We start from the raw sequence: 23,618 nt of genomic DNA, 5'->3' as shown, positions 1-23,618 counted from the left end.
AGGACGGATTTATGAGGCTCGAAGGCAAGACAGCGATCGTCACCGGAGGCAGTCGCGGAATCGGTCGGGCCATTGTGGAAACGTTGGCCGGCGAAGGTGCGAAAGTTGCTTTTGCATACCACTCAAATGCCGACGCAGCCAATGCTTTGGTCGAAGAACTGAAATCCAAAGGTCACGAGGCATTGGCGGTCCAAGCCAATGTGGCAGACAAGTCCGCCGCCGACGCTGTTGTTGAAAAAGTTGTCGGCGAGTGGGGCAAATTAGACATTCTAGTGAATAACGCGGGGATCGTGCGGGACACGTTGTTGGCCCGAATGACAGTCGAACAATGGCAAGAGGTGATCGACACCAACCTGACTGGCGTATTTAATTTCTGCCAGGCGGCCATCGGCTCGATGATGTCTGCTCGAAGCGGGCGGATCGTGAATATGTCGAGTGTGGCTTCTCATTACTCGAACCCCGGGCAATCGAATTACGCCGCGAGCAAGGGCGGAATCGAAGGATTCACCCGTTGCTTGGCGACCGAATACGCGAAACGCGGAATTACTGTCAATGCAGTGGCTCCCGGATTTATCGAAACGGAAATGACCGAGGCAGTGCGAAATGCCGCCGAGGACCAAATCAAGAAACACATCCCCATGCGACGTCTCGGCCAACCAGCCGACATCGCGAAGGCGGTGTTGTTCTTGGTCAGCGAAGAATCCACCTATGTGACCGGACAAGTTCTCACCGTTGACGGCGGTTTGACTTTGGGCGGTCTCTAATTCCAATCGGTGGAATCGTAATTGGATGCTGGAAACGTCACGGAAGACAGAAACGCAGGACTGATTCGGCGGGGAACCGTGTCGGATTTGCGTGGAGCAAATTTGGAGTCCTAGCGGACTGCGTGTTCGCTAGGTAATTTGACCCGAACTGGGCTGACGCCAAAGGATTGCGTCATTTCTCAGGAGTAGCAAAGATGCCAAGCCAAGACGAGATTTTCTCAAAAGTACAAGAAGTCCTAGTCGACGCGCTGGGCGTGGACGATGACGAAGTCACCCCGGAAGCCACGCTTGCCGGTGACTTGGGTGCGGAATCGATCGATTACCTCGATATCCAATTCCGCTTGGACAAAACCTTCGACACGCAAATTCCGCGTGAAGAATTGTTCGCCGAGCATGTGTTGTCGGCGAACTCTGACTACATCAAAGACGGCCAAGTCACGCAGGAAGGCATTACCCAATTGCGGGAAACCATGCCTCATGCAGACATCGACTCCTTCGCGGATGATCCTCGAACCGAGAACATCCCGAGCTTGTTCACCGTCCAAATGATTGTGAACTTCCTCGATCGCAAATTGAACGGCGACGCAGAAGTCAAAGCCGCCTAGAATCCTCGAACTTGACGAATTCCAGACATGCTCCTGCGTTATGTGGAGAGCATGTTTCGTCATGTTCAGAGAACGGGACCGCGTCGCAGACTAGAAACACGGTGGTTGAGGAGTCGCGCGAAACATGCGTTGGATTTGGATCGATCGATTCGTCGAATTCGAAAGTGGCGTTCGCGCGCAAGCCATCAAGAACGTGACGCTGGCGGAAGAACACCTCCACGATCACTTTCCAGGCTTTCCGATCATGCCAGGTTCGCTCATGATCGAAGGCATGGCTCAAACTGGCGGGATTTTGCTCGGCGAGTGTAACCAGTTTCGGTATATCGTCATTTTGGCGAAGGTCCCGAAAATGACTTTTCATAGCTGGGTTCAGCCTGGTGACACGTTGGTCTATACCACAGAGTTAATCGACCGTCGTGACGAAGGTGGCACTGTGACCTGTACCGCGAAGGTCGGGGATCGGTTGGTGGCCGAGGGGGAAATCATGTTTGCCCACTTGAACGCCGACGACCCTGCCATTCAAGGCATCGACCAAAAGAACTTCGTGTTCAACTCAGGACTGATGCAAGTTTTCCAAGTCGGGAAAGCAGGCGATGGGGCTTCTTAGAATCGAGGAGCAGGGGCTGGAGTTTACTTCTTAGAAATTCCTGCCCCCGAAATCCAAACCCCTGGTTCCTTTCCGAGACATGGGAAGAAAAATTCGTTCGTTTCACTGAAAGTGTTCAGGTCCACAACTATGAGCCGTCGCGTTGTCGTTACCGGGTTAGGTTGTATCACGCCGGTCGGGAATGATGTTCCGACACTTTGGGAAGCATTGCGGGAAGGCCGAAGCGGTGTCGGTCCGACGCAAAGCTTCGATGCCTCGAACTTCCCGACGAAATTTGCCTCGGAGATCAAGAACTTCGATCTCAGCAAGTACGTCGACAACGTTGATCGCTTTCGGTACGCCGGTAAAAATACGCTCTTTGCCATCGGAGCCGCACACCAAGCTGTCGCGGACTCAGGTATCGGTGATGTCTCCCTCGATCCCACCCGATTCGGTGTGTACCTGGGAGCCGGTGAAGGGCAGCAAGAATTCCAAATCTTCATGGACATGATTGCGAAGTCCACGCACGATGGCGAACTCAACGAAGAGGAGTTCATCAAAGCGGGTCTCGAACGGCTGACTCCGCAAACCGAATTGGAACAAGAACCGAACATGCCTTCCGCTCATTTGGCGGGGTTATTCGGAGCCGAGGGGCCGAACTTCAATTGCCTGACCGCGTGTGCGGCTTCGAGCCAAGCGATTGGTGAAGCTCGCGAGATCATTCGTCGGGGCGACGCCGACGTGATGTTGACCGGCGGTGCCCACAGTATGATTCACCCGTTCGGAGTCACGGGTTTCAACCTGCTGACTGCGTTGTCGACTCGTAACGACGATCCACAAGGGGCCTCCCGCCCGTTCGATGCCACTCGGGATGGCTTTGTGATCGGCGAAGGTGCGGGAATGCTGATTCTCGAAGAACTCGAACACGCGCGTAAACGCGGTGCAACAATCTATGGCGAAGTCATTGGTTACGGTTCCAGCGCGGATGCCTACCGAATCACCGACATTCACCCTGAGGGACGCGGGGCGGTCGCGTGTATGAGTGCCGCTCTGAGAGATGCCAAAAAAACGCCGGACGATATCGACTACGTCAACGCGCACGGAACAAGCACATCGGTCAACGATAAAGTTGAAACAGCGGCGATTCGGCAAGTTTGGGGAGAGAATGCCGACAAGATTCCTGTGTCGAGCATCAAGAGCATGCTGGGACACTTGATCGCGGCTGCCGGAAGTGTCGAGGCTATCACCTGCCTGTTGGCGATTCGCGATGGCGTTTTGCCGCCGACGATCAATTATTCCACACCCGACCCGAACTGTAATATCGATTGTATCCCGAATACGGCCCGGGAAGTTCCGATCCAGACGGCCTTGTCGAACAGTTTTGGGTTCGGCGGTCAGAACATTTCGTTGGTGCTGGCAAAGTACGCTGCATAGCAGTCGCCGGTCCGATCGTGACGATTTTTTCCCTCGTTTGTTTGGTTTGACTCGGTTTCTGATCTAGAATTAAGCGAGACCGTATTTCCTGTTTCGCTACCCAATCAGCAATTCGGCCCGTCCATGTCGAGTGACCGATTCAACACTGCCGTCGATAAAAACAACCGCGACTCGGAACCGCGTCAGCCGTTGCAGTTATTAATCGCCGACGACGATGCCGGCTTTCGTGAAACACTGCGGAACCTATTCCAGGATGGATTTGAGACCCACGAAGTTGGTTCCGGTGAGGAAGCGATCGAGCTAGCCGAATCGCAACCGGTCGATTTAGCGTTGGTCGATATGCATATGCGACGCCTGACCGGATTGGAAACCGTCCGTCTTCTGAAGCGAGTTCACGCTGCGACGCCGTGCATTCTGATCACTTCCGATGTCAGCGAACAACTGCGACGTGATGCTCTCGCCGCGCAAGCCCATGAAATCCTGTCGAAACCGATTCGACGCCGGTTGCTTTTGAAATCTGTATCGATTGCGTTGGCTGATCGTCATCCCCATGTGCCAGATTGGCTGCTGAACCCATGAACTCAAATTAGAGGCTGTCTGTTCGCTGCGAAGTGTGTTACAGTGTTTCCGCGGGATTCCGAAACGAGCGACTTCGCGGGGCGATAGGCCGATGGCCACGGTGACCATCCAGGTAATTGAAGGGTTAGAACGCGGACGGGTATTCTCGCAGATGCCTCTCCCCGTCACGATTGGACGTGAAGACGATAACACGGTCCGCCTGAATGATGAGCGGGTGAGTCGATTTCATGCCAAGATTCAGCTTGACGCCGGTCGGGTAATTCTTACCGATCTCGAGAGCACAAACGGCACCCGGGTCAATGGGCACCCGGTCCAGATGCGAATTCTGCAAGTCGGGGATCAACTGAGCATCGGACGGTGTCTGTTGGTTTTCGGCAGTCATGAAGAAGTGCAACAACGGCATCGTGATCTTCGGCAACAGGGATTGGCGTCTTGTCCGCCAGGAGATCACACGTTACCAGGCGGTAGTTCCGGCGCTTTGGCATACCATCCCCCGGACCCGGCCGAGTCCTCACTTGAGTTGTTCCCAGATGGTGTTCCCGATCCGCCGAACGGATTGCGACCGGCACATCGTGCGGAAGTCTCCGATGCTATTGCGTATATTCACGAGCAGATTCACAAGTTGGTGAAGTCCGCCCAAGAAGATCGCCGTGGAAATGGCCCGTACGCGATGCAAATCGAATGGAGTCGCTGGCAACGCTTATTGAAGCTGGAGATGGACTTGGCCGTCTACCTCCGACGATTGGCCGACCCCGATGATTTTTGAGTAGTCACTCAATCCGCCATCTGACGGCGGAGCCCGATGAGATCGCGAAAGCGCAATGGATTTTGGTCGATATCGCAGATCGTGGCGATGTGTTTCATCCAGACCAAGAGTCCGTCGCTCGGGTGATAAACCAGATCATGTAACGCTCGGGAAGTTCGCGAACCAGTTTTCATTGAGTATTCAGTCGTCGGAAGTTGGAAGACCGTATGCATCTGAAAACTGCTCGCACCGCATAACGCATACTCCATCGCCATTCGGCCGGTCGTGATGTTTCCCGTGGCGGACCAAGGCAATCGACATTCTTCGGCCATGCTTTCCATCACCTTGAGATTGCGATCGCTCAAATCAGGACCTCCGAACGCGATTCCTTGATGGCCTTCATAGATTCGGTCCGGGTCGAACAAGCGGTTGCCATATACGAAGAAGTCAGCGCACGTTTCCGCCGTGGTAACCTCATGGAGCATCCGCCGCTGAAATTCATCTTCGTAGAGCGTGTTCATCAATTTCAGTCCGATGCGAACGCTGTCGGTTGGCACACTTTCGCGGATCAAGCCAGGGACTTCGCGGAGCCACTTGAGAATCCGTTCCTGATCACGGGCCTTCTCGCTGCCGGCCAATGTGGGACTGAAATCCTTCTCCAAAGGCATGCCGGTCTGCACGCCGGTTCCGCGTTGCCAAGCCTCAAGTATTCGCTGAGTCGTGAAGCGATATTCCTCGACTCGCCACTTCTCAGTTTCCTGTGTCGGTAGATGGTATTTCACCGATGGCACAATCGGGATACCTGTTCCGCGTGCGAGCTTTGCAGACTCCACGACCAATTCCAGGTAGTCATCAAAGCTCTGCCACCAGCCGCGTCCCTTCCAACTGACAGTCCAACCGGTTTCGCCAGATCGACCGGTAATCGGCTCCACCGTCATTTTCGATTCCCGCACGCTCCACGGCGACATCGACTGCAATCCGGATTCGTCCTGAGCAATAACCGTCTTAAGCACCACAAATCCAAGGCGACTTTGAATGTCCTCTGCGACCTGATTGCATGTCATCGATAACTGCCCGGAGGCCTTACCGAAGGGGTTCTCAATCGGAATTCCGCCATAGTCGCTCGACAGATCGATCTCAAAACGTTCGCGAATGTCCTCGACCCAGCTCCTCGGTAGCCCTCGCTCGGCGATGTTCTGGAACGCTTGGGCCAGTTGTCGCTGGAACGCGGTTGTAACGGTTGGTTCACCGTTTAACACGTGGATCGATTGTGGCGTTGTCATGGTGCAATTGTCGTTTTGAAGTCTGACGTCGGTCTGCCCAGGTTTGTGTTGACGCAAATCAACGAGTGTCGGCTTTTCGCATCAAAACCATGAGACCAATGTTTCGGAAAACCAACAGTCCAACAAATCGAGGCAAAGCGAATCCGAAAAAACGTCGTGCAAAGTGCCGTCAAAAAACGCCCAAGTCGCCGGATCGGAATTTGGTTCGGATGCGAAGGTTCTTTGGGCAACCTGTAACGATTCTACAGGGATGAGGCGCCCGAGATTTGTTTGACGACTGAAAAATCTCACCATATAGTCAAGTTGTGCTGACGACGTTCACGCAAAACAACGCGGCAGCCTATTAACAACAATTCTTCGACATCGGCAGACACCTTCGACCATCATTAACACCTTGAACAACTTCAGGTGTGCTGCCGTTGCCGAATTCCGGGGGGATGAGAATTGCAACGCCTACTCAGATTGACGACCTTAGAATTTCACATGCGTAAGACGCTGACAGCCTTGTTTCTAGGCGGCATGTGTTTGGGACTCGGTGTTCCAGCCAACGCTCAAGAGACGTTGGACGCACCGAATTTCAGTAAACCGGCACAGGACGATCGGACCGCAATCCAGTCGGGTGCTGAACTCGAACGCTCGTATCAATGGCTGCAAGCCATCGATCACTACGAAAAGGCGCTCGACAAGTGGCCAGAGAACGACTACCTCAAGTATGGCCTGCGGCGGTCGAAGGTTCACTTTGGCATTGAACGTCGTTACGCAGACCGTAGTTTCGACACCCAGTTGCTCACGCTTTCGAGTGCGTCAGCACTCAGTCGGTTCGACGAACTGCTCGATAAAGTGCAGTCCGGATTTGTGGACTCGATCAGTGCGACATCGTTTGTGGCTCACGGGACCGAAAGCCTGTATCTCGCACTCAACAATCGGAAGTTCCGCGCCCGCCATTTGCGGAATGCCCGAAGTGAAGATATCCAGGCAATGCGGGACGTTCTCCGTGAACAGTATTGGAACAAACCAATCGCCGACGATCTGACAGCCCGCCGGACGATTATGGAAGTGGCGAGTTTGGCGGAACGTACTTGCGGACTGAACCAAACAGCGACAATTCTGGAATACGTGTTCGGCGGTTGCAACGCGTTGGACGACTACAGCAGCTATCTCACGCCAGACAAACTTAACGACTTGTACGGCAACATCGAAGGCGAGTTCGTTGGGCTCGGTATCGAGATGAAAGCCGAAGCCGGACGTGGAATGCACCTTGTGAATGTGCTACCCGACAGTCCTGCACTCTCCGGTGGCCTGCGACCCGGGGACTATATCGTCGCAATTGACGGCGTGGATTGTCGCGACATGACGACCGACGAAGCCGCCAAGTTATTGCGGGGTCCGTCGGGAAGTTTCGTCCAACTGAAGTACGAAGTTCATCTGACCGGGCAGGAACGCGAAGGTCGTTTCAGTCGGCGTGCGGTTCAGGTGAAAAGTATTCCCGTTGTAAAGATGCTCGATGAGCGTGCAGGAATCGGCTACATCCGCATGACCGGATTTCAGAAAACATCGGCCGCCGAACTTGATCGGGCACTTGCCGATTTGAATCGACAAGGCATGCGTTCCCTGATTTGGGACGTGCGTGGCAATCCGGGTGGCTTGTTGACAGCTGCCGTCGAAGTGTTGGATCGATTCCTTGATGGCGGCGTGTTGGTTTCCACACGGGGTCGGAATCGAGATCAGAACTGGAGTTACTCGGCTCGCCCGTCAGGAACCTCGAATATTCCGCTTGTCTTGTTAGTGGATCAAGACTCGGCCAGTGCCAGCGAGATCGTCGCTGGGGCATTACGAGATCACCGACGTGGCACGATCATTGGTCGACAGACCTACGGCAAATGGTCGGTGCAAAGCATCTTTCCGCTTCGCGGTTCGGCTGGGCTTCGACTCACCACCGCCAAATTCTACTCGCCTCACGGCCACACTCACGGCAAAGTCGGCGTGCGACCGGATGTGGTTGTGGAGGATGTCGACGAACACATCGCCGCCTATGCTTACACGCCAGATGCGGACCTGCTGGCTGATGCGGATGTGCGGAAGGGGATCGAAGTGTTGAATCGCCAGGCGTCACGCTAAGCCAGTCTCACAGCCATCAATTTCATGTATGATGGAAACTCACTCGGCTCGTCTGCCGGGTGAGTTTTCTGCATTTTTACGGACTGAAGGAACGGCGAACGATGCCGCAGGAATGGGATTGGGTTGGACAAAGCACGCGACAACAACCGAAAGTCGCGTGGACATTCAACGCCGACGCACCACTGCGGTCACTGCACCTGATCCGAGAAACCGGCAGTATCTTGTTGGCCGACCGAGCTGGTTTCATTGCAAAACTCGACAGCCATGGCAATCGTCTCCGAGTGGCACAAGGATTTCGCAAGCTCACGCGTCTTGTCGGTGGACTGACCGCCGAAGCTCCGGTGTTCATCGGCTTCCGAGACGAACTTCGTTGTCTCACACCAGACTTCGAACCAGACTGGGTGCGTCGCTTTCCCCATTCCATCGACGCGATAGCCGTCGACCCCTACGGTCGCTGGTTGGCAATTGTTTTGGAAACGGGCGATGGATATTACATCGGGGCTGAGAACCAACGCTTCGGTGACTTTACCGCGAAACCTCGGCCGCGATTTGTGGTGGTTTCGGGAAGAGAGTTTGAAGTGACTGTCACCGCACGACTCGGAAGTGTGGAACGATTTGATGCCGACGGTGAATTGCTATGGCATACCGAACGGTATGGGAATCTCGGCGATATAACGACGGACGGAATCAGCCCGCGAATTTGGCTAGCCGCGTTCAATCATGGTGTGGTCAGCCTCGACCGTGACGGCGAACCCGGCCCGACCTTCTTAGTCAACGGTTCCCCATCACGGGTGGCAGTCAGTTACGATGGCCGGTTTATCGCCGTGGCTACGCAGGAACGAAGTTTATACTGGCTCAACAATCGCGGCGAACTTCTGTGGGCGACAAGCGTGCCGGACGATATTCATTTTCTAGATGTCGACTCACTCGGTCACTGGCTACTCTGCGGGTTTGCATCTGGCCGCATCGTGCGAATTGATTGGCCCCGCTGAGGAAATCATGTACTCCAAACCGGCTCACCGAGGACATCGGATTTCGGTTGAATTCCCAATCCTGGTGACATCGAAGCCGACATACGTCCCTGTTGACGCTGCGGAGCCCCATCTGCGATCGAAACCGTCACGTAGCTGTTGAAGTCGGTCGAGGTCAGAAGAAGTTCGGGGGGTGTGCTATGCGCCAGATGAGATATCGCCGCCGTGACAATATCACCGCCCCAACTATCTTCGATCGTCATTGCGATACCAAGGTCAATGCAGAGATCTCGGGCTTGCTTCGCTTTCGTGAGTCCACCGAACTTGCTGATCTTGATGTTCACCGCATCCATCGCCAGGTCTTCATAGCCCCGTAGAAGGGGTTGAATCCCATTGATGACTTCATCGAGCACGAAAGGATGATTTGTCTGCCGACGGATCGATAAACACTCTTCGTAGGTCGGGCAGGGTTGTTCGATGTAGACATCGACGTCACGCACACCCCGCACCACACGCATGGCTTCATGCATCGTCCAACCGGTGTTCGCGTCGGCTATGAGTTTGTCAGTCGGTTGCAATCGCTCACGGACGGCGTGAATGCGGGCAATATCGGTATCGGGATCCCCGCCGACTTTGAGTTGGAATCGGCGATAGCCTTCATCTCGATAACCCGCAACGTTATCCGCCATTTGCTCGGGCTCTGCCTGGGAAATCGCCCGATACAGGACGTAATCCTCGTTGTATCGCCCGCCGAGAAGACTACAAACTGGTTGGTTTGTCACCTGTCCGAGGATGTCCCAACATGCGATATCGATGCCGCTTTTCACATAGGGATGCCCTTGCAGGGCTGCGTCCATCTTGCGATTGAGCTTCGACAGTTCAATGGGATTTGCACCGATCAGGTGCGGTGCCAACTCCGTCAACCCGGCCCGTACGCCTTTGGCAAACGCCGGCAAATAGAACGGCCCCAACGGGCAGACTTCACCAAATCCGGTAAAGCCGGCATCCGTCTCGACTCGCACGACGGTGCTATCGAAAACATCGACTGACTTCCCGCCCGACCAAGAATAACGGCCTTCCTTGAGCGGCAAGTCCACCTGATATGTCGCGATGCGGGTGATTTTCATTGCAGGACTCTCAAACCACTAAGCAGAAGAGCGCGTCGTGACGCGCTCTTCCGAAAACGGGGATGAACTAAGTAGCCGGTTGAGCAGTACGATGCTGTGCCAGCAGTTCGGCAATTTGAACTGCGTTCGTGGCAGCACCTTTGCGAAGATTATCGCTGACACACCAGAAACTCAGCCCGTTCGGGTGAGAAATATCCTTGCGGATCCGCCCGATGAAGACTTCATCCCGATCGGTACAGGTCGAGGGCAACGGATAAACGCCACTCGCAAGATCGTCGTCGACAACAATGCCGGGGAATCCTTCGAACAACTCGCGGGCTTCCTCTGGGGAAACGGGGCGTTCTGTCTCCACGGTGATTGTTTCGCTGTGACAATTCGCAACGGGGATGCGAACGCAGGTCGGGTTGATCTGAATCGATTCGTCGCCCAGGATTTTCCGGGTCTCGTAGACCATCTTCAATTCTTCGCTCGTGTATCCGTCGGCTTTCTGGCTACCGATTTGCGGAATCGCATTGAACGCGATCGGATGGGCGAAAGCTTGATAGTCGTAGGCTTCGCCTTCGAGATGGGCTTTCGTGCCCTGCATGAGATCGGCAGTTCCCTGCAGACCAGCACCACTGACGGCCTGATAGGTGCTAACGATCACCCGACGAACTTTCGCAGCGTCGTGCAACGGCTTGAGAGCCATCACCATTTGAGTGGTCGAGCAGTTCGGGCTTGCGATGATGCCTTTGGCATCGAGTGCCGCTTGCGGATTGATTTCCGGGACCACTAACGCAACTTCGGGTTTCATCCGCCAATAACCGGATTCGTCGATCACAATGGCTCCGGCCTCGACGGCGGAGGGCAGATATTCCGCAGCGACGTCATCGGGCGTGGTGGAGATCACCAAGTCGGTGCCAGCAAACGCATCGTGCGTGAGTTCTTCGAGTTGGTATTCTTTCCCAGCGAATGTCAGTGTTTTTCCTGCGCTGCGTTTGGAGGCCAAAAATCGATACGTGCCGACGGGCAACGCGCGTTGCTCTAACAAGCGACACATAATCCGCCCCACCGCTCCGGTGGCGCCAACGACAGCAACAGTCTCAAACACAGTTGATCTCCCAGCGTAAATGTGGGCGCACGATGAGCCCTCTTCAATTTCTAAGTCCGAATTATAGACGCGAGCAGAACACAGATGCAAATCGAAACTCCATCACAAGCAAATCCCGGGACACTCTCAAATTGTCGCAGGTTCGGGGCTACTGACTTCAGCGGCGGATTGATATACTCGAACCGAACGCGACGATTCTGTGATTTTTTGGATAAGTGAAGTCGGTTATGAATGTCTTGGTGATTGGCCAGGGTGGCCGTGAACATGCGTTGGCTTGGAAGTTGCGACAGTCGCCGTCGGTCGACCAGGTCTTTTGTGCACCGGGTAATGCGGGAACTCACATTGACGCGACGAACGTGCCCATCGCCAGCGACAACATCAAAGAACTCGTTCAATTTGCCCAACGAAACGCGGTCGGCCTAACCGTTGTTGGCCCGGAAGCTCCCTTGGTCGAGGGAATTTCCGATGCCTTTCGCGATGCCGGTCTGCGAGTGTTCGGTCCGTCCCGATTGGCATCCGAACTCGAAGGCAGCAAGGTTTTCTCGAAGAACCTGATGCGTCAAGCGGGTGTGCCAACGGCAGAGTTCCGGGCGTTCACAAACTTCGAGCACGCGTTGCAGTACGTCGAAACCCGAAGCGAGCAACCGCTCGTCGTCAAAGCCGACGGTTTAGCGGCTGGGAAGGGCGTGACTGTCTGCGAAAGCAAGGAAGAGGCCAACGAGGCGATTCGGCGGATCATGCAGATCAAAGAATTCGGGCAAGCGGGTACTCGGATTGTCATTGAGGAAAAACTGGTCGGTCAGGAAGCCAGCATCTTGGCGATCGTCGACGGTAAAAGCATTCTGCCGTTGGAGTCTTCTCAGGATCACAAACCCGCATACGACGACGACAAAGGTCCAAATACTGGCGGGATGGGGGCATATTCACCGACGCCTCTGGTTTCTCAAGAATCGATGGATACGATCATCGAGAAGGTGCTCATTCCAACGATTCATACTTTGCGAATGAACGACCGCCCGTTTCTCGGCGTGTTGTACGCGGGGTTGATGATGACCGCCCAGGGACCGCGAGTTCTCGAATACAACGTCCGGTTTGGCGATCCCGAAGCGCAACCCGTGTTGATGCGGTTAAAGACCGACTTGGCTGAAGTCCTGCTCGCTGCAAGCGAAGGGCGATTGGCCGACCTCCCGGACTTGGAATGGGACCCGCGTCCTGCGGTATGTGTTGTGATGGCGAGCGAAGGATACCCGGGCAAATACGAGAAAGGCCGACCGATTCGGGGGATCGAGGACGCCGATGCCATGGAAGATGTGAAAGTTTTCCATGCGGGCACGCGGATTGAGAATGGTTCCGTGGTCACCGATGGTGGACGGGTCCTCGGGGTAACGGCTATGGGCGACGATATTGTCGATGCCAAAAAGCGAGCTTACGAAGCGGTCAAAAAGATCCGCTGGGAAGGCGCCTGGTGTCGAAAAGACATCTCCGACAAGGCTCGGATGTAATCCCTATCACTGCCAGAATTTCCACCATTTCCCGTCGTTTGCAGCGACCGTCGGAGATGGTGGATCATCGCGAAAACCCGTCTCATAAGGCGAACTCGCTGCGTAGCAAATTCCGCCCCGCACCACGTTCTCTGGATAGATCGCGGTGCGGGCGAATTGGAGATACAGCCCGCCGACCGACTCATCATTGCAGCCCCACGAGTCGACGAATCCATCAAGCCGTTCCAAAAACGTTCGTTGATGCGTGTGATATGAACCGTCAACAAGCGGGACACGCACCGACTGCATCGACCAAGCTCGCCCATTCCGAAGCCAACCCGATAACAAGATTGTTCCGTCCGGAAGATCAAACGCGGTACCCACCCGTTGCGGAAGTACTCCCTCGATCTCAAACTCGTAACCGATTGCAATCGTTTCGTACCACTCCCGTTCACAGAATCGCAGAAGTGCCTTTTCTCGCTCGACCAATTCCTTGAAACGCGAATCATTCGTGGAAATGGCTGTCAACTCACAGTGAACCCGTAAAAGTTCCCCGCGTGGGTCCGATTGTTCATCGAGCCAATCCGCATAGATCAACCTCGGGACGATCTCGAATGGGTTCGTCTCGATCGATTCTAGAAAGGAATTCTCTTCGTGGGACATGCCGCAGCCAACCGGTCGAAACATCGGATTGAAGAACACAGCATTATACCGGCGGCGTCCCAGATGACTCGGACCATTTGAAAAAGCGAAATCGACGATTCAGGATCAATTGTCCTCAGGTCGTGGAGTCACGAAGGATGGTTTAATGTGTCGATGGGGTCGATGGTGGGCAGCATCAGGTGGTGCGATTATAATCTAGCACCACCCATTTCAGCTTTTCAAAGGAAAACGTGTGCAATCGGACATCGGGAGAGATGAATCCTCCTGGGAATTGGCGGCTGAGGCGATCAGCGTACGGATTCGTTGGTTCGGTCTGATTGTCGGCTGGGTGCTGGTCAATCTCATTGAACGGAGCACGAATCAGCCGGCGTTAAATGCGATCCTCGCTTTGGGAGCGGTTTACGCGTGCTTGGATGCGTGGCAAAGCATTCGCGGACGAATCTTCCTGGCTCGGTTACCGCTACTCACGTCGCTGATGGAAGCGGTTTTCATTGCGTTGCTTTGCTATTTCGATACCGGCGTCAACAGCCCGTTTCGATTCTATTACTTCCTCTCGTTGCTACTGTGCGCCATTCGATACTCTCGCACGGTCACCTACACGACGTTTGTCCTGCATTCGACGAGTTACATTCTTCTGATCGTTTTCTCACTGGGACCTTCGGTGAGAATCAGCGAAGCGCATACCCTCACCGACTTGATTTTCATGCTGGTACTCATGGGATGGTTGGCTTGGTCCGGGACGGCGTTGGCTGAAATTTTGAAGCAGACTGGGCACCGGCTCTCAGCGGCCAACGATAAACTTCGTGATCACCAACGACTCCTCGAAGATCGCATTCGCGAGCGAACTCGCGAGTTACAGCAATCGCAGGCGTTGTTGGTTCAGCAAGAAAAGCAAGCGGCGTTCGGACTGCTGGCCGCGGGCATTGCTCATGAAGTCGGCAACCCCTTGGCGGCGATCAGTTCACTCGTACAGTTGCTGCAAATGCGAGACCTCGATGACTACACTCGGGAGCGGCTACAAATGGTGGCCGACCAACTGAATCGCATCCAACGCACGCTGCGGGAACTCGTGGGGTTCAGTCGACCGGCTTCGCTGGAGCGGACGCGTTGCGATGTGCACGAAGTGATCAACGCTGCGCTCAGCATCGCCAAATACTATAAACGAAAAAAAGGCCGAGAGATCGTCACGCAATATGCCGACGATTTACCTCGATTGCGAGCCGTTCGGGACCAGTTAGTTCAAGTGTTCCTCAATGTCATTTTAAATGCATTGGACGCCACCCAGGACGGCGGCCGATTGAATATTCGCACGAGTATGGATGGTGAAAACATCCGAGTCGATATTCGAGACAACGGTCACGGTGTCCCCGAAGACGACCGCGAGGCGATCTTTCAGCCGTATTATACGACGAAAAACTCGGGCACCGGACTGGGGCTGTTCGTGTGTCGTCACGTTCTGCAAGAGATCGGTGACGCCAGCATCGAACTCACGCAGTCGAATGCCGAAGGCACGACGTTCACAATTTGGCTTCGTCCCGAGCAACCGTCGGACAAGCCGGTCGAGTCCACTGCGACTACTGGCCAACTGACAACAACCAAGTAATAATTTTCCCTCATGACACGCCATCGTTCTATTCTCATCGTTGAAGACGAAGAAATCATCCGAACCAGCCTGGCGGAATTTCTGGCGGGGTTGGGTTACGCCGTGCAAGTGACTGGATCGGCCCGGCAAGCCGTTCAAATGTGTCAGCAACGCGATTTTGACGTTGCCATTTGTGATGTCCAACTTCCTGATGGCGATGGTTTGGCCCTGCTGCGCAAACTACAGCAGATCAACCTCGATCTGTTTGTGCTGATCATCACCGCCTACGCGACCGTGGAGAACGCTGTCGAAGCGTTTAAAGCAGGTGCTTTCGACTACCTTGTGAAACCAGTGTTGTTCGAAGACTTGCGACACAAACTAGAGACACTCTTTCAGTTCGCGGACTTACATGCGGAGAACCGAAGCCTGCGACGCGAACTGGGGCGACACGAGCCGTTGGATCAAATTGTCGGCTCAAGCCAACGATTGGCCGATTTGCAAGCGACGATTCGGAAAGTCGCAGTGACCAATTCGAATGTGCTTCTCGTCGGAGAAACAGGCACTGGTAAAGAGTTGTTCGCCCGCGCTATACACGCAGCTGGTCCCAATAGTCAGGAGAAGTTCCTCGCAGTCAGTTGCGGTACTCGACCGGTAGAACTTCTAGAAACACAACTGTTTGGTGCTCGCGGCGGGACCGTTTCAGGACGCACGGTGGATCAACCCGGCATTTTGAAGAATGCCGGCGCGGGGACGGTGTTCCTCGATGAAATCACGCTGCTTCCTGGTGGAATTCAAGCGGAACTTCTACGGGCAATCGAGTATCAGGAAATCATGCCGGTCGGCGGGTCCGAGTTGGTCAAGATCGAAGCCCGTATTATTGCCTCGACCACGCACGACCTATTGCGGGAAGTCGCTGAAAACAACTTCCAAGAAGACTTGTTCTACCGCCTCGACGGTGTGAAGGTGCACATTCCCGCTTTGCGACAACGTTTGGATGATATCCCGGAACTCGTCGAATACTTTATCGGAAAACATTCTCAATCGATGGGGAAACGAGTCTCCGGTGCGACGAGCGAAACGATTCGCGTGTTGATGTCGGCTGAGTGGAAAGGCAATGTTCGACAACTCGACAATGCGATCGAGCGGGCCGTCATGATGTGCGATGACGACCGCATCGGTCCGCAGGATTTGCCGCCGGAACTCTTAGGTTTGTGTTCGCCGCTGCCAGACACTGATGATCTTCGAAGTGCCCTGCGACACTACGAACGCTTACACATCGTCCGAGTCCTTCGGCAATATCCCGACAAACGTCAGGCCGCGAAACGGCTGAAACTCGGATTGTCCAGCCTGTACCGCAAGATCGAAGAACTCGGCATCGATTTGTAAACCGCGAATGGCAATTCGAACTTACGAATTCTCTTTCTGATAACTGTCGTAAGCCGCGTAATAAAATCCGCAACCCGCCAGACACAGCACACCTAGCAATCCCCAGGGACCGAGCATGCTGTAAATCAGCTTGAAGATGCCACCTTTGCGACCAAAGCTGACTTCCTCACCAGCCGCCTCTTTGTTCAAAGCCATCACACAGAGGAAAATCCCGACGGCAATACACCCGGTTCCCCAAAGTGCATTGAGCCACCAGGGGCCGTCTTCTTCCTCGTCATCGTCGTCGGACGATTTCTTCTTCGCTTTGGTTTTCGATTTCTTGGGTTTGGATTTGCTAGCCTTCGACGATTTCGGTTTCGGTGGGGCAGCGGCGGCCGATCGACTCCGACGACCACGGCTAGGCGGCGGTTCCTCGACGACATCCTCGTAGTCGTCGTAATCATCATAATCGTCGACGGCACCGTAGGCGTCATAGTCGACAGCATCGTCGTACGAGCCGTACTCATCTTCTTCAATCACAACGGCTTCGACGAATTCGTCTTCGGCCGGCTTAGCTTTTTTCCGAGCCGGGAACAGCCCTTTTGCCTTCGCAGCCGTTCGGTATGGACCGGCTTTGCTCTGAGCGAGTTGATCGTCCGGCTTGAGTTTACCGGTTGCGGCCAACTTCTTCAGTTGTTCCGTCGAAACGGGACCGTGTAGCTTCGATCCCCGTCTGATATACCACCCACTTGCCATGTCGAGAACCGTTTGATGTGATGTTTTGGGAATTCGATGAATGGGCATTCCAAAATACCAGAACAGTTGAGCCCGAGCAAAACGCTTTCGTGAAATTTCCAGGAAGAAATACCAATGCTCATACGCATTCTCGAACCCGAAGTGATGGACAGTGTTGAAGAAGCCATCGACTATGACGCCATGGATCATTCCGAAGTCAATCGGGTATTTGTGGAGGATCTTCTTGCAACCGCTCGGCAACGTAACTTAGTAACTTCCGCGGATATGACGCTTCTCGACGTTGGAACCGGAACTGCTCTGATTCCGATTGAATATTGTCGTCAAGGCGGAGCGGGGACGATTACCGCAATCGACATGGCCAGGGAAATGTTGAGCCTGGCCGCAACACGTGTCGACGAAGCCCGACTCAGCGACCGAATCTCGCTCGAACATGCGGACGCGAAGACTCTCACTTACAATGCCGCGTCGTTCGATGTCGTGATGTCGAACAGTATCGTGCACCACATTCCGGAACCGTTCGATGTCTTCCGGGAGATGCTGCGTGTGCTAAAGTCCGGTGGCTTGTTGTTCGTTCGTGACCTCATGCGACCAGCGGATCAAACAACACTCGATCAGCTCGTCGAAACGTACGCCGGTGACGAAGCGGAGCACGCCCGGCAAATGTTCCGCGATTCGCTTCACGCGGCTTTAACCGTCGAGGAAGTCCGCGAGATACTGCGGACACTCGGTTGCTCTGCCAATTGGGTTCAGCAAACCACCGACCGTCACTGGACGGCCAGTGGAATCAAGTCAGCGTAAGAATTACTCCTCGTGACCGCTCGGTTTTTTCGGCGGCGTTTTCTGCTGAGCAAGATACTCCACCAGATCACGCAGGTCGGATTTGCTGAGGTACTTCATCATGTCTTCCGGCATTGAGCTTTTGCCTTTGGCGCGGTCGACAACGGTCTCCGTCGGCACACGGATGATGGCACCGGTCTTGTCCATCAGCTGGATCGTGTCGTCATTTTCTTCACGAATCACACCGCTGATAACTTTTCCTTCATCGGTTGCCAGCAACACGGTTTCGAATCCCTTGGCGATTTGCGCGTTCGGATTGACGATCGATTCGAGGATGTAACGTCGATCTTTCTGCTTGCCGATCTCACTGAGATCGGGCCCCACGTTCCCGCCGCTACCGCCGATCATGTGACACCGACGACACGAAACTTCGCTGCGACCGAAAAAGACATCCGCCCCTCGTCCCGCATGACCGCCTTGCATCGTTTCCGAGTACATCGCCAGTGGATCGTCACTCGGCCGCGACGCTTCGAACGCGTCGATGGCTTCCCGTAACTTGGAAGAACCGCGTTTTTCAGCAGCGGTCAGCACGTCCAATTGGACCGCAGCCGCCAACTCGCCCGCCTGAAGTTGCTTCATAAGCCGTAATAAAACTTCTTCCGCAGCGGAAAGTTTCATGCCCGCGAGCACATCGACAGCTTTTTGAGCTTCGACTGTTTCACCGTCCGCAATGGCTGCTTCGAGTTTTGTGATAGCGGCTTCCGGTTCGAGTGATGCCAGAATGCGTAACGCTTCGGCTCGTACGAGCGGGTCCACGTCGGACACAGCCCAAGTGATTTGTTCTCGCAGCGTAGCATCTTTCAGCGACTCCAACGCCTTGAGCGCCTCGGCTCGCACTTCGCCGGGTTGATCGGTCTCCGCCAGAAGTTTTTGCAGTGTCGGACCGACATCTTGGATGCCGTACTTCGCGGCGAGTTTGATCCCCAACTCCCGCACCTTTTGTGAACCACTGAGCATCCCGCCGAGTTTCGAACGCAGCACGTCCGCCATCCATGGTGCTTCACGCGGTTCGAGTGGTCGCCACATGCCGGTCACGCGATCGGTCGGCGACGGTGCTTCCCACATCAACAACTCTTCGAGCGCTTCCACCCGCATCACTTCACTCGCCGCCGCATCCGCCGCCACATTCGCGACCGCCGCTGCATGGTCTTTCTGACCGAGTCGAAAATTCGCATTTAAAACCCGCCGCAAGAGCGGTTCGCTCATGCCAGGCCGCCCGGCAAGTTTTGCAAGTTCTGATTGTGCAAATTCAATGGGCACATCGTTGATCGCTCGCGCCGCTTCCAACACGACTGCACCGTCGGCATCATTCAAATATCGCTGAATGTTTGTAGATCCTAGTCGACGAAGAATGACAACTGCTCCAAGGCGGGCATTTTCCGGTACGTCGGAAATCGCGAGTTCTACATCCACGTAGTGTCGCTTCGCAAGCAAAACGAGACCATAGGAAACTGAATGACGTAACACCGGATGCAGTTTTTTGTAGTCAGTAAGAAGCTTTGTCAGGGGAGCGATAAATCGCTTCGCGCCCATCTTCCCAACCATCAACGCCAGTTGCGCACGCACCATTGGATCAGTGGTCTCAGAGAGCAAATCGCTTTCGAACTTATCGAGCGCGGATTTATCGATAAATCGTTGATTCTTATCCGTACCTGCAATCAACTTCCCATCGACTTCACGAAATTGAATTCGGCCAATCACATCACCCATTGTTCGCAATGAGGCAATTTTCGCCCATTTCTCGTTCGGCTTGGAGTGAGATGTCACGCCATATCCGACCAGAGCAGCGAAAAACGATTTAAATTCAGTTGGGGCACTTCGAGCCGTCTGACTACAGCCGCTTATGGCATGAAATCGAGCTAATTCTGACAGTTCCTTGTTTTCCACGATTCGTGCTAATTGAGAAACCGGGTGGAGTATCTGGAGGATTCCCCCTTTCGGTTCTCTTTGGACAAGTTCAAACTGCGCCGCCGACCGCACGCGCTGATCGGCGTGCCCTAACAGTTCAACAAGTCGCTCCACGGATGTGCTGCCAAAACCCTCACGGAACAACTTCGCAACTTCCGCCGCTTTTTCGCTTTCGCCGTTCGTCAGCCGATACAACCGGCCTTTGCCTTCGCCGTTCCAGCCGTTGACCCAGTCGGTCCAGTACATATTGCCGTCGTAGCCGAAGTCAACGTCGGTGGCGAGGGTGGACCAGAGGAATTGTTCGTTCTTGACGAGTTCGAAACTCGCGCCTTTCGGTTTGACGGCGATCGCTCGGATGCCGCTTTGACCGGCTCCGCCGCGGAAGTCGCAGAGGAAGAAATTGCCGTTGTATTCCTTTGGCAAACCGACACCGGGATAGTACACCAACCCGCTGGGACCATCGCTGACGTTCGCCACCGGCGGCACGATGTACGCGGGTTGGACATCTTTCGCGACCGTCCCCTTCGGCACACCGCCGGGGCCTTCCTTTTCGAGCGGCGGTTCGTCGTGTGGATACCACATCATCTCCCGATTCCACGGGCCGCGATCGGGCAGGTATTGGTAATACATCCGCCAACCGGCATCCATCCCCTCGACAATATGTACCCACCGGGCTTGGTCGCCGCTGTCGGAATTGTTGTCGCAGGTGAAGAGATTACCGTAATCGTCGAAGGCGAGTTCCTGCGGATTCCGCAAACCATATGCGAAGACTTCCAGGTCTGATCCATCGAGTTCACAGCGAAACACCGCACCGCTATCCGGCCCGTGCAGCTTCGTGCCTTCTTTGGTAATGACGTGATATCCCCGGTCGCCGATGCTGAAATACAACCGGCCATCAGGACCGATCGTCAGCCCGTGCATATCGTGACCACGAAACGCAAATCGCACGCCGTAACCATCACTGAGGACTTCCCGCGTGTCGGTCTTGCCGTCGCCGGTGGAATCACGGAACTTGTAGAGCTTGGGAATACAGGTGTAGTAGACATCGCCACGATGTGCCAGCACGCCGGCTCCGGTGCCGTCCACGATTTCGTTGAAGCCATCGACATAGACGGTCGATTCGTCGACTTTGCCGTCACCATCGGTGTCGGTCAGCAGACGGATGCGGTCTTGCTCTTTCGCGTAGTCCGAGGCTTTCTCGCCCAGATGTTTTTTGATGTAGGCCAAACGATCTTCGACGGTTTGAGCCGCCAGATCGTCGTGCAGCCAATCCATATGACTGCGGTTGTCCTCGACGCCTTTTTGCTGGCGGAAGGTTTCGCAGATATAGAATCGACCTTGTTCGTCGATATCGAAGGCGACGGGATTGGCCAGCAACGGTTCGGCGGCCACGAGTTCCACGTGGAAACCTTCGGGAATGCGGAAGCCTTCAATGGCTTGCTCACCTTCGTTCGAAGCGGTGGCAATTGGGGGATTATAGGCATCATCTGCGGCTGATTGGGTCCATGCGGACAGGGCCAAAAGAGCCGCACCACTTAGCAGGGGGAAGATGGGTAAATGAGTCTTCAACGATCGAACCTCCGGACGGTAGGAATTGCAAGTACAGCACTCTAGCCGATCGAACAAACCGCTGACAACCGGGTGATTACATCGTTGATTGTTCCTGCGTGTCGGTGTAGGTTATGGATCTACATCTCACCGATCATTTCCGTGCGCTTCGGATCAATCCTCGCTTTTGCGAAACTGACGAAACACTCGCTTGGAATCCCGGTCGGCCCATCGTATTTCTGTCTTTGATACTGAGTCGAAATCCTGTCATGCGAAACGTCTTGAGCGTTATCTTGGGTGGTGGCAAAGGTACCCGCCTATTTCCACTCACTCGCTACCGATCGAAACCGGCCGTCCCGTTGGCGGGGAAGTATCGACTCATCGACATTCCGATTTCGAACTGTATGAACAGCGGCATCAACCGGATGTACCTGCTCACACAGTTCAACTCGGTCAGTTTGCACCGTCACATTCGCCAGACCTACAACTTCGATAACTTCTCGGGTGGGTTTGTCGAGATTCTGGCGGCTCAGCAAACGAACAACCGCGGGACCGATTGGTATCAAGGGACCGCCGACGCCGTTCGCAAGCAGTTGCGGTACTTCGATCAACCGGGAATCGATTACATTCTGATTCTGTCCGGCGATCAGCTCTACCGCATGAACTACGCCGACATGCTGAAGACCTGTCAAGAGGCCAATGCGGACGTGTCGATCGCGGTGTTGCCGGTCGCCAGTGAGGATGCTCACGCCTTTGGGATCATGAAACTCGACCCGACCTTCCGCGTGGTTGATTTCGTCGAGAAGCCTAAGACGCCAGAAGCCCTGGCCGAAGCGCGGACCGATCCCGCAAAGATCGACGAACTCGGTTTCGAAAGTCGCGGTCGCGATTGCTTAGCGAACATGGGGATCTACCTCTTCAAGAAAGACGTGCTGTTCGAACTGCTCGAAGGCAACGACTACGAAGACTTCGGCAAGCAAATTTTCCCATTAGCACTGAAAGAGAAGAAGGTCCAAGCCCACTTGTTTGACGGGTATTGGGAAGACATTGGAACGGTGAAGGCGTTCTTCGAAGCGAATTTGGCACTTGCCCAACCCAAACCGCCTTTCCGATTTGTAGCCGGTAACGAACCGATTTACACTCACGCCCGCTTTCTGCCACCGACACAAATCTCCGGGGCGACTATTAGGAACAGTATGATTGCCGACGGCTGTGAGATTGGCGAAGGTACGGTCATCGAAAACAGTGTGATCGGCTTGCGTTGCCGGATCGGGCGGAATGCCGTTATCAAAGACTCGATTCTCATGGGAGCCGACTTCTACGAGTACGGCGGAGCCTACGGTGCTTCGGAAATGCAGTCGGAGAACATCGGGTCTGGCAGTCACGTCGAAGGAGCCATCATCGACAAGAACTGCCGAATCGGTCGCAATGTGACCATCAAACCTGGTCCCGACATGTCAGATAACGAAGACTTCACGGAACCAGTCGTCGTACGCGATGGCGTGATCTTCGTACAGAAAGAGGCTCAACTCCCGGAAGGCTACGTCTTCCGCCCGCATTGACATCTGCTTATCAATCAGTGTTTCGGAGCCCCACTATGAGTTCGATGATGCTACACAGCGTCACAGATTACCTCTCTCAAGAGCGGCAATCGCAGACGAAACACGAGTGGATCGAGGGAGAACTCCGTGAAATGGTTGGCGCAAGCTGGCGACACAATATTATTGTTTCGAATTTAATCCAGTTATTGGGACTTGCTCTCAGAGATTCGGCATTTGTAGCCTTGGCCAACGATCTCAAGGTACGAATTCCGGATCGAGCGTATTACTACCCCGATGTCACAATAGCGCCGGATCCACCGCAACTCGAGGACGAATCTCACGACGTTTTGCTCAATCCGCTTGTGGTGTTTGAAGTTCTCTCCCCGTCCACCGAGGCGATCGATCGGGGCGAGAAACTTCACAATTACAGTCGGATTCCATCATTGACCGATTACCTGCTCGTCTCGCAGAACGAGGTGCGAATCGATCATTATCACCGCAAATCGGAAGACGGCTGGAACTTGCAAATGCGGACCAGTCCAGACGAAACGATCCGATTGGAAGAACCAGCGTGTGAACTCTCAATGGCTGAGATTTACACACGCGTCGATTTTCAGAATCGATAGGAAGTCGGT

General features: G+C 54.5%; 20 protein-coding genes. 14 read left to right on the top strand and 6 right to left on the bottom strand.

Annotated elements, in window-relative coordinates; translation table 11 throughout:
- Positions 1–11 precede the first annotated feature (11 nt).
- The 6 genes from fabG (at position 12) to AC5DDB_RS15345 (ending at position 4,734) form a co-directional block, all read left to right on the top strand.
- Complete coding sequence (fabG, locus tag AC5DDB_RS15370) at positions 12–764, top strand: 3-oxoacyl-[acyl-carrier-protein] reductase (RefSeq protein WP_491740619.1); 753 nt, start codon at positions 12–14, stop codon at positions 762–764.
- Positions 765–958: 194 nt separating this feature from the next.
- Positions 959–1,369, top strand: coding sequence for an acyl carrier protein (locus AC5DDB_RS15365; RefSeq protein WP_491740618.1), 411 nt, complete (start codon positions 959–961; stop codon positions 1,367–1,369).
- Between the two features lie 124 nt (positions 1,370–1,493).
- Positions 1,494–1,976 carry a 3-hydroxyacyl-ACP dehydratase FabZ family protein gene (locus AC5DDB_RS15360; protein WP_491740617.1) on the top strand — a complete coding sequence of 161 codons (483 nt, stop codon included), beginning with the start codon at positions 1,494–1,496 and terminating at the stop codon, positions 1,974–1,976.
- Positions 1,977–2,105: 129 nt separating this feature from the next.
- Positions 2,106–3,389 carry a beta-ketoacyl-ACP synthase II gene (gene fabF / locus AC5DDB_RS15355; protein ID WP_491740616.1) on the top strand — a complete coding sequence of 428 codons (1,284 nt, stop codon included), beginning with the start codon at positions 2,106–2,108 and terminating at the stop codon, positions 3,387–3,389.
- A 123-nt stretch (positions 3,390–3,512) separates the two neighbouring features.
- Entirely contained in the window at positions 3,513–3,968 is a 456-nt protein-coding gene (locus AC5DDB_RS15350) for a response regulator (RefSeq protein ID WP_491740615.1), read from the top strand.
- A 91-nt stretch (positions 3,969–4,059) separates the two neighbouring features.
- The gene (locus tag AC5DDB_RS15345) at positions 4,060–4,734 is read left to right on the top strand and encodes an FHA domain-containing protein (protein ID WP_491740614.1); all 675 of its coding nucleotides are present in this window, start codon (positions 4,060–4,062) and stop codon (positions 4,732–4,734) included.
- A gap of 8 nt (positions 4,735–4,742) precedes the next feature.
- Here the strand turns inward: AC5DDB_RS15345 and AC5DDB_RS15340 are convergent, their stop codons facing one another.
- Positions 4,743–5,996 carry a hypothetical protein gene (locus AC5DDB_RS15340; RefSeq protein ID WP_491740613.1) on the bottom strand — a complete coding sequence of 418 codons (1,254 nt, stop codon included), beginning with the start codon at positions 5,994–5,996 and terminating at the stop codon, positions 4,743–4,745.
- Positions 5,997–6,479: 483 nt separating this feature from the next.
- Here AC5DDB_RS15340 and AC5DDB_RS15335 point away from each other — a divergent pair, with 483 nt between their 5' ends.
- Together AC5DDB_RS15335 and AC5DDB_RS15330 are read left to right on the top strand one after the other, a co-directional pair.
- Positions 6,480–8,114 carry a S41 family peptidase gene (locus tag AC5DDB_RS15335; RefSeq protein ID WP_491740612.1) on the top strand — a complete coding sequence of 545 codons (1,635 nt, stop codon included), beginning with the start codon at positions 6,480–6,482 and terminating at the stop codon, positions 8,112–8,114.
- Positions 8,115–8,215: 101 nt separating this feature from the next.
- Positions 8,216–9,106 carry a hypothetical protein gene (locus AC5DDB_RS15330; RefSeq protein WP_491740611.1) on the top strand — a complete coding sequence of 297 codons (891 nt, stop codon included), beginning with the start codon at positions 8,216–8,218 and terminating at the stop codon, positions 9,104–9,106.
- 5 nt (positions 9,107–9,111) lie between these two features.
- Here AC5DDB_RS15330 and AC5DDB_RS15325 read toward each other — a convergent pair whose 3' ends face one another.
- Together AC5DDB_RS15325 and AC5DDB_RS15320 are read right to left on the bottom strand one after the other, a co-directional pair.
- Positions 9,112–10,212 (bottom strand): cis-3-hydroxy-L-proline dehydratase, encoded by a 1,101-nt coding sequence (locus AC5DDB_RS15325; RefSeq protein ID WP_491740610.1) that lies wholly within the window; start codon positions 10,210–10,212, stop codon positions 9,112–9,114.
- 67 nt (positions 10,213–10,279) lie between these two features.
- Positions 10,280–11,302 (bottom strand): aspartate-semialdehyde dehydrogenase, encoded by a 1,023-nt coding sequence (locus AC5DDB_RS15320; RefSeq protein WP_491740609.1) that lies wholly within the window; start codon positions 11,300–11,302, stop codon positions 10,280–10,282.
- Positions 11,303–11,529: 227 nt separating this feature from the next.
- Here AC5DDB_RS15320 and purD point away from each other — a divergent pair, with 227 nt between their 5' ends.
- Complete coding sequence (gene purD / locus AC5DDB_RS15315; protein WP_491740608.1) at positions 11,530–12,804, top strand: phosphoribosylamine--glycine ligase; 1,275 nt, start codon at positions 11,530–11,532, stop codon at positions 12,802–12,804.
- A 6-nt stretch (positions 12,805–12,810) separates the two neighbouring features.
- Here the strand turns inward: purD and AC5DDB_RS15310 are convergent, their stop codons facing one another.
- Positions 12,811–13,446, bottom strand: coding sequence for a TIGR02996 domain-containing protein (locus AC5DDB_RS15310; RefSeq protein WP_491740607.1), 636 nt, complete (start codon positions 13,444–13,446; stop codon positions 12,811–12,813).
- Positions 13,447–13,678: 232 nt separating this feature from the next.
- On the opposite strand from AC5DDB_RS15310, the gene AC5DDB_RS15305 reads away from it, so the two are divergent.
- Both AC5DDB_RS15305 and AC5DDB_RS15300 read left to right on the top strand, forming a co-directional pair.
- Positions 13,679–15,049, top strand: a complete 1,371-nt coding sequence (locus AC5DDB_RS15305) for a sensor histidine kinase (protein WP_491740606.1) — start codon at positions 13,679–13,681, stop codon at positions 15,047–15,049.
- A 12-nt stretch (positions 15,050–15,061) separates the two neighbouring features.
- Entirely contained in the window at positions 15,062–16,414 is a 1,353-nt protein-coding gene (locus AC5DDB_RS15300) for a sigma-54-dependent transcriptional regulator (RefSeq protein ID WP_491740605.1), read from the top strand.
- A gap of 21 nt (positions 16,415–16,435) precedes the next feature.
- On the opposite strand, the gene AC5DDB_RS15295 is transcribed toward AC5DDB_RS15300, so the two are convergent.
- Positions 16,436–17,197 (bottom strand): hypothetical protein, encoded by a 762-nt coding sequence (locus AC5DDB_RS15295; protein WP_491740604.1) that lies wholly within the window; start codon positions 17,195–17,197, stop codon positions 16,436–16,438.
- Positions 17,198–17,263: 66 nt separating this feature from the next.
- Between AC5DDB_RS15295 and AC5DDB_RS15290 the strand changes: the two genes are divergently transcribed.
- Complete coding sequence (locus AC5DDB_RS15290; protein WP_491740603.1) at positions 17,264–17,947, top strand: class I SAM-dependent methyltransferase; 684 nt, start codon at positions 17,264–17,266, stop codon at positions 17,945–17,947.
- A gap of 3 nt (positions 17,948–17,950) precedes the next feature.
- Here the strand turns inward: AC5DDB_RS15290 and AC5DDB_RS15285 are convergent, their stop codons facing one another.
- A complete protein-coding gene (locus AC5DDB_RS15285) occupies positions 17,951–21,463 on the bottom strand; it encodes a PVC-type heme-binding CxxCH protein (RefSeq protein WP_491740602.1) in 3,513 nt (1,170 codons plus the stop codon).
- Between the two features lie 248 nt (positions 21,464–21,711).
- On the opposite strand from AC5DDB_RS15285, the gene AC5DDB_RS15280 reads away from it, so the two are divergent.
- A complete protein-coding gene (locus tag AC5DDB_RS15280; protein ID WP_491740601.1) occupies positions 21,712–23,004 on the top strand; it encodes a glucose-1-phosphate adenylyltransferase in 1,293 nt (430 codons plus the stop codon).
- Positions 23,005–23,039: 35 nt separating this feature from the next.
- Positions 23,040–23,609, top strand: a complete 570-nt coding sequence (locus AC5DDB_RS15275; protein ID WP_491740600.1) for a Uma2 family endonuclease — start codon at positions 23,040–23,042, stop codon at positions 23,607–23,609.
- The last annotated feature ends 9 nt before the right edge of the window (positions 23,610–23,618 follow it).

This window comes from Thalassoroseus sp., from assembly GCF_984380535.1.
This window is presented reverse-complemented; position numbering and strand designations above follow the sequence as displayed.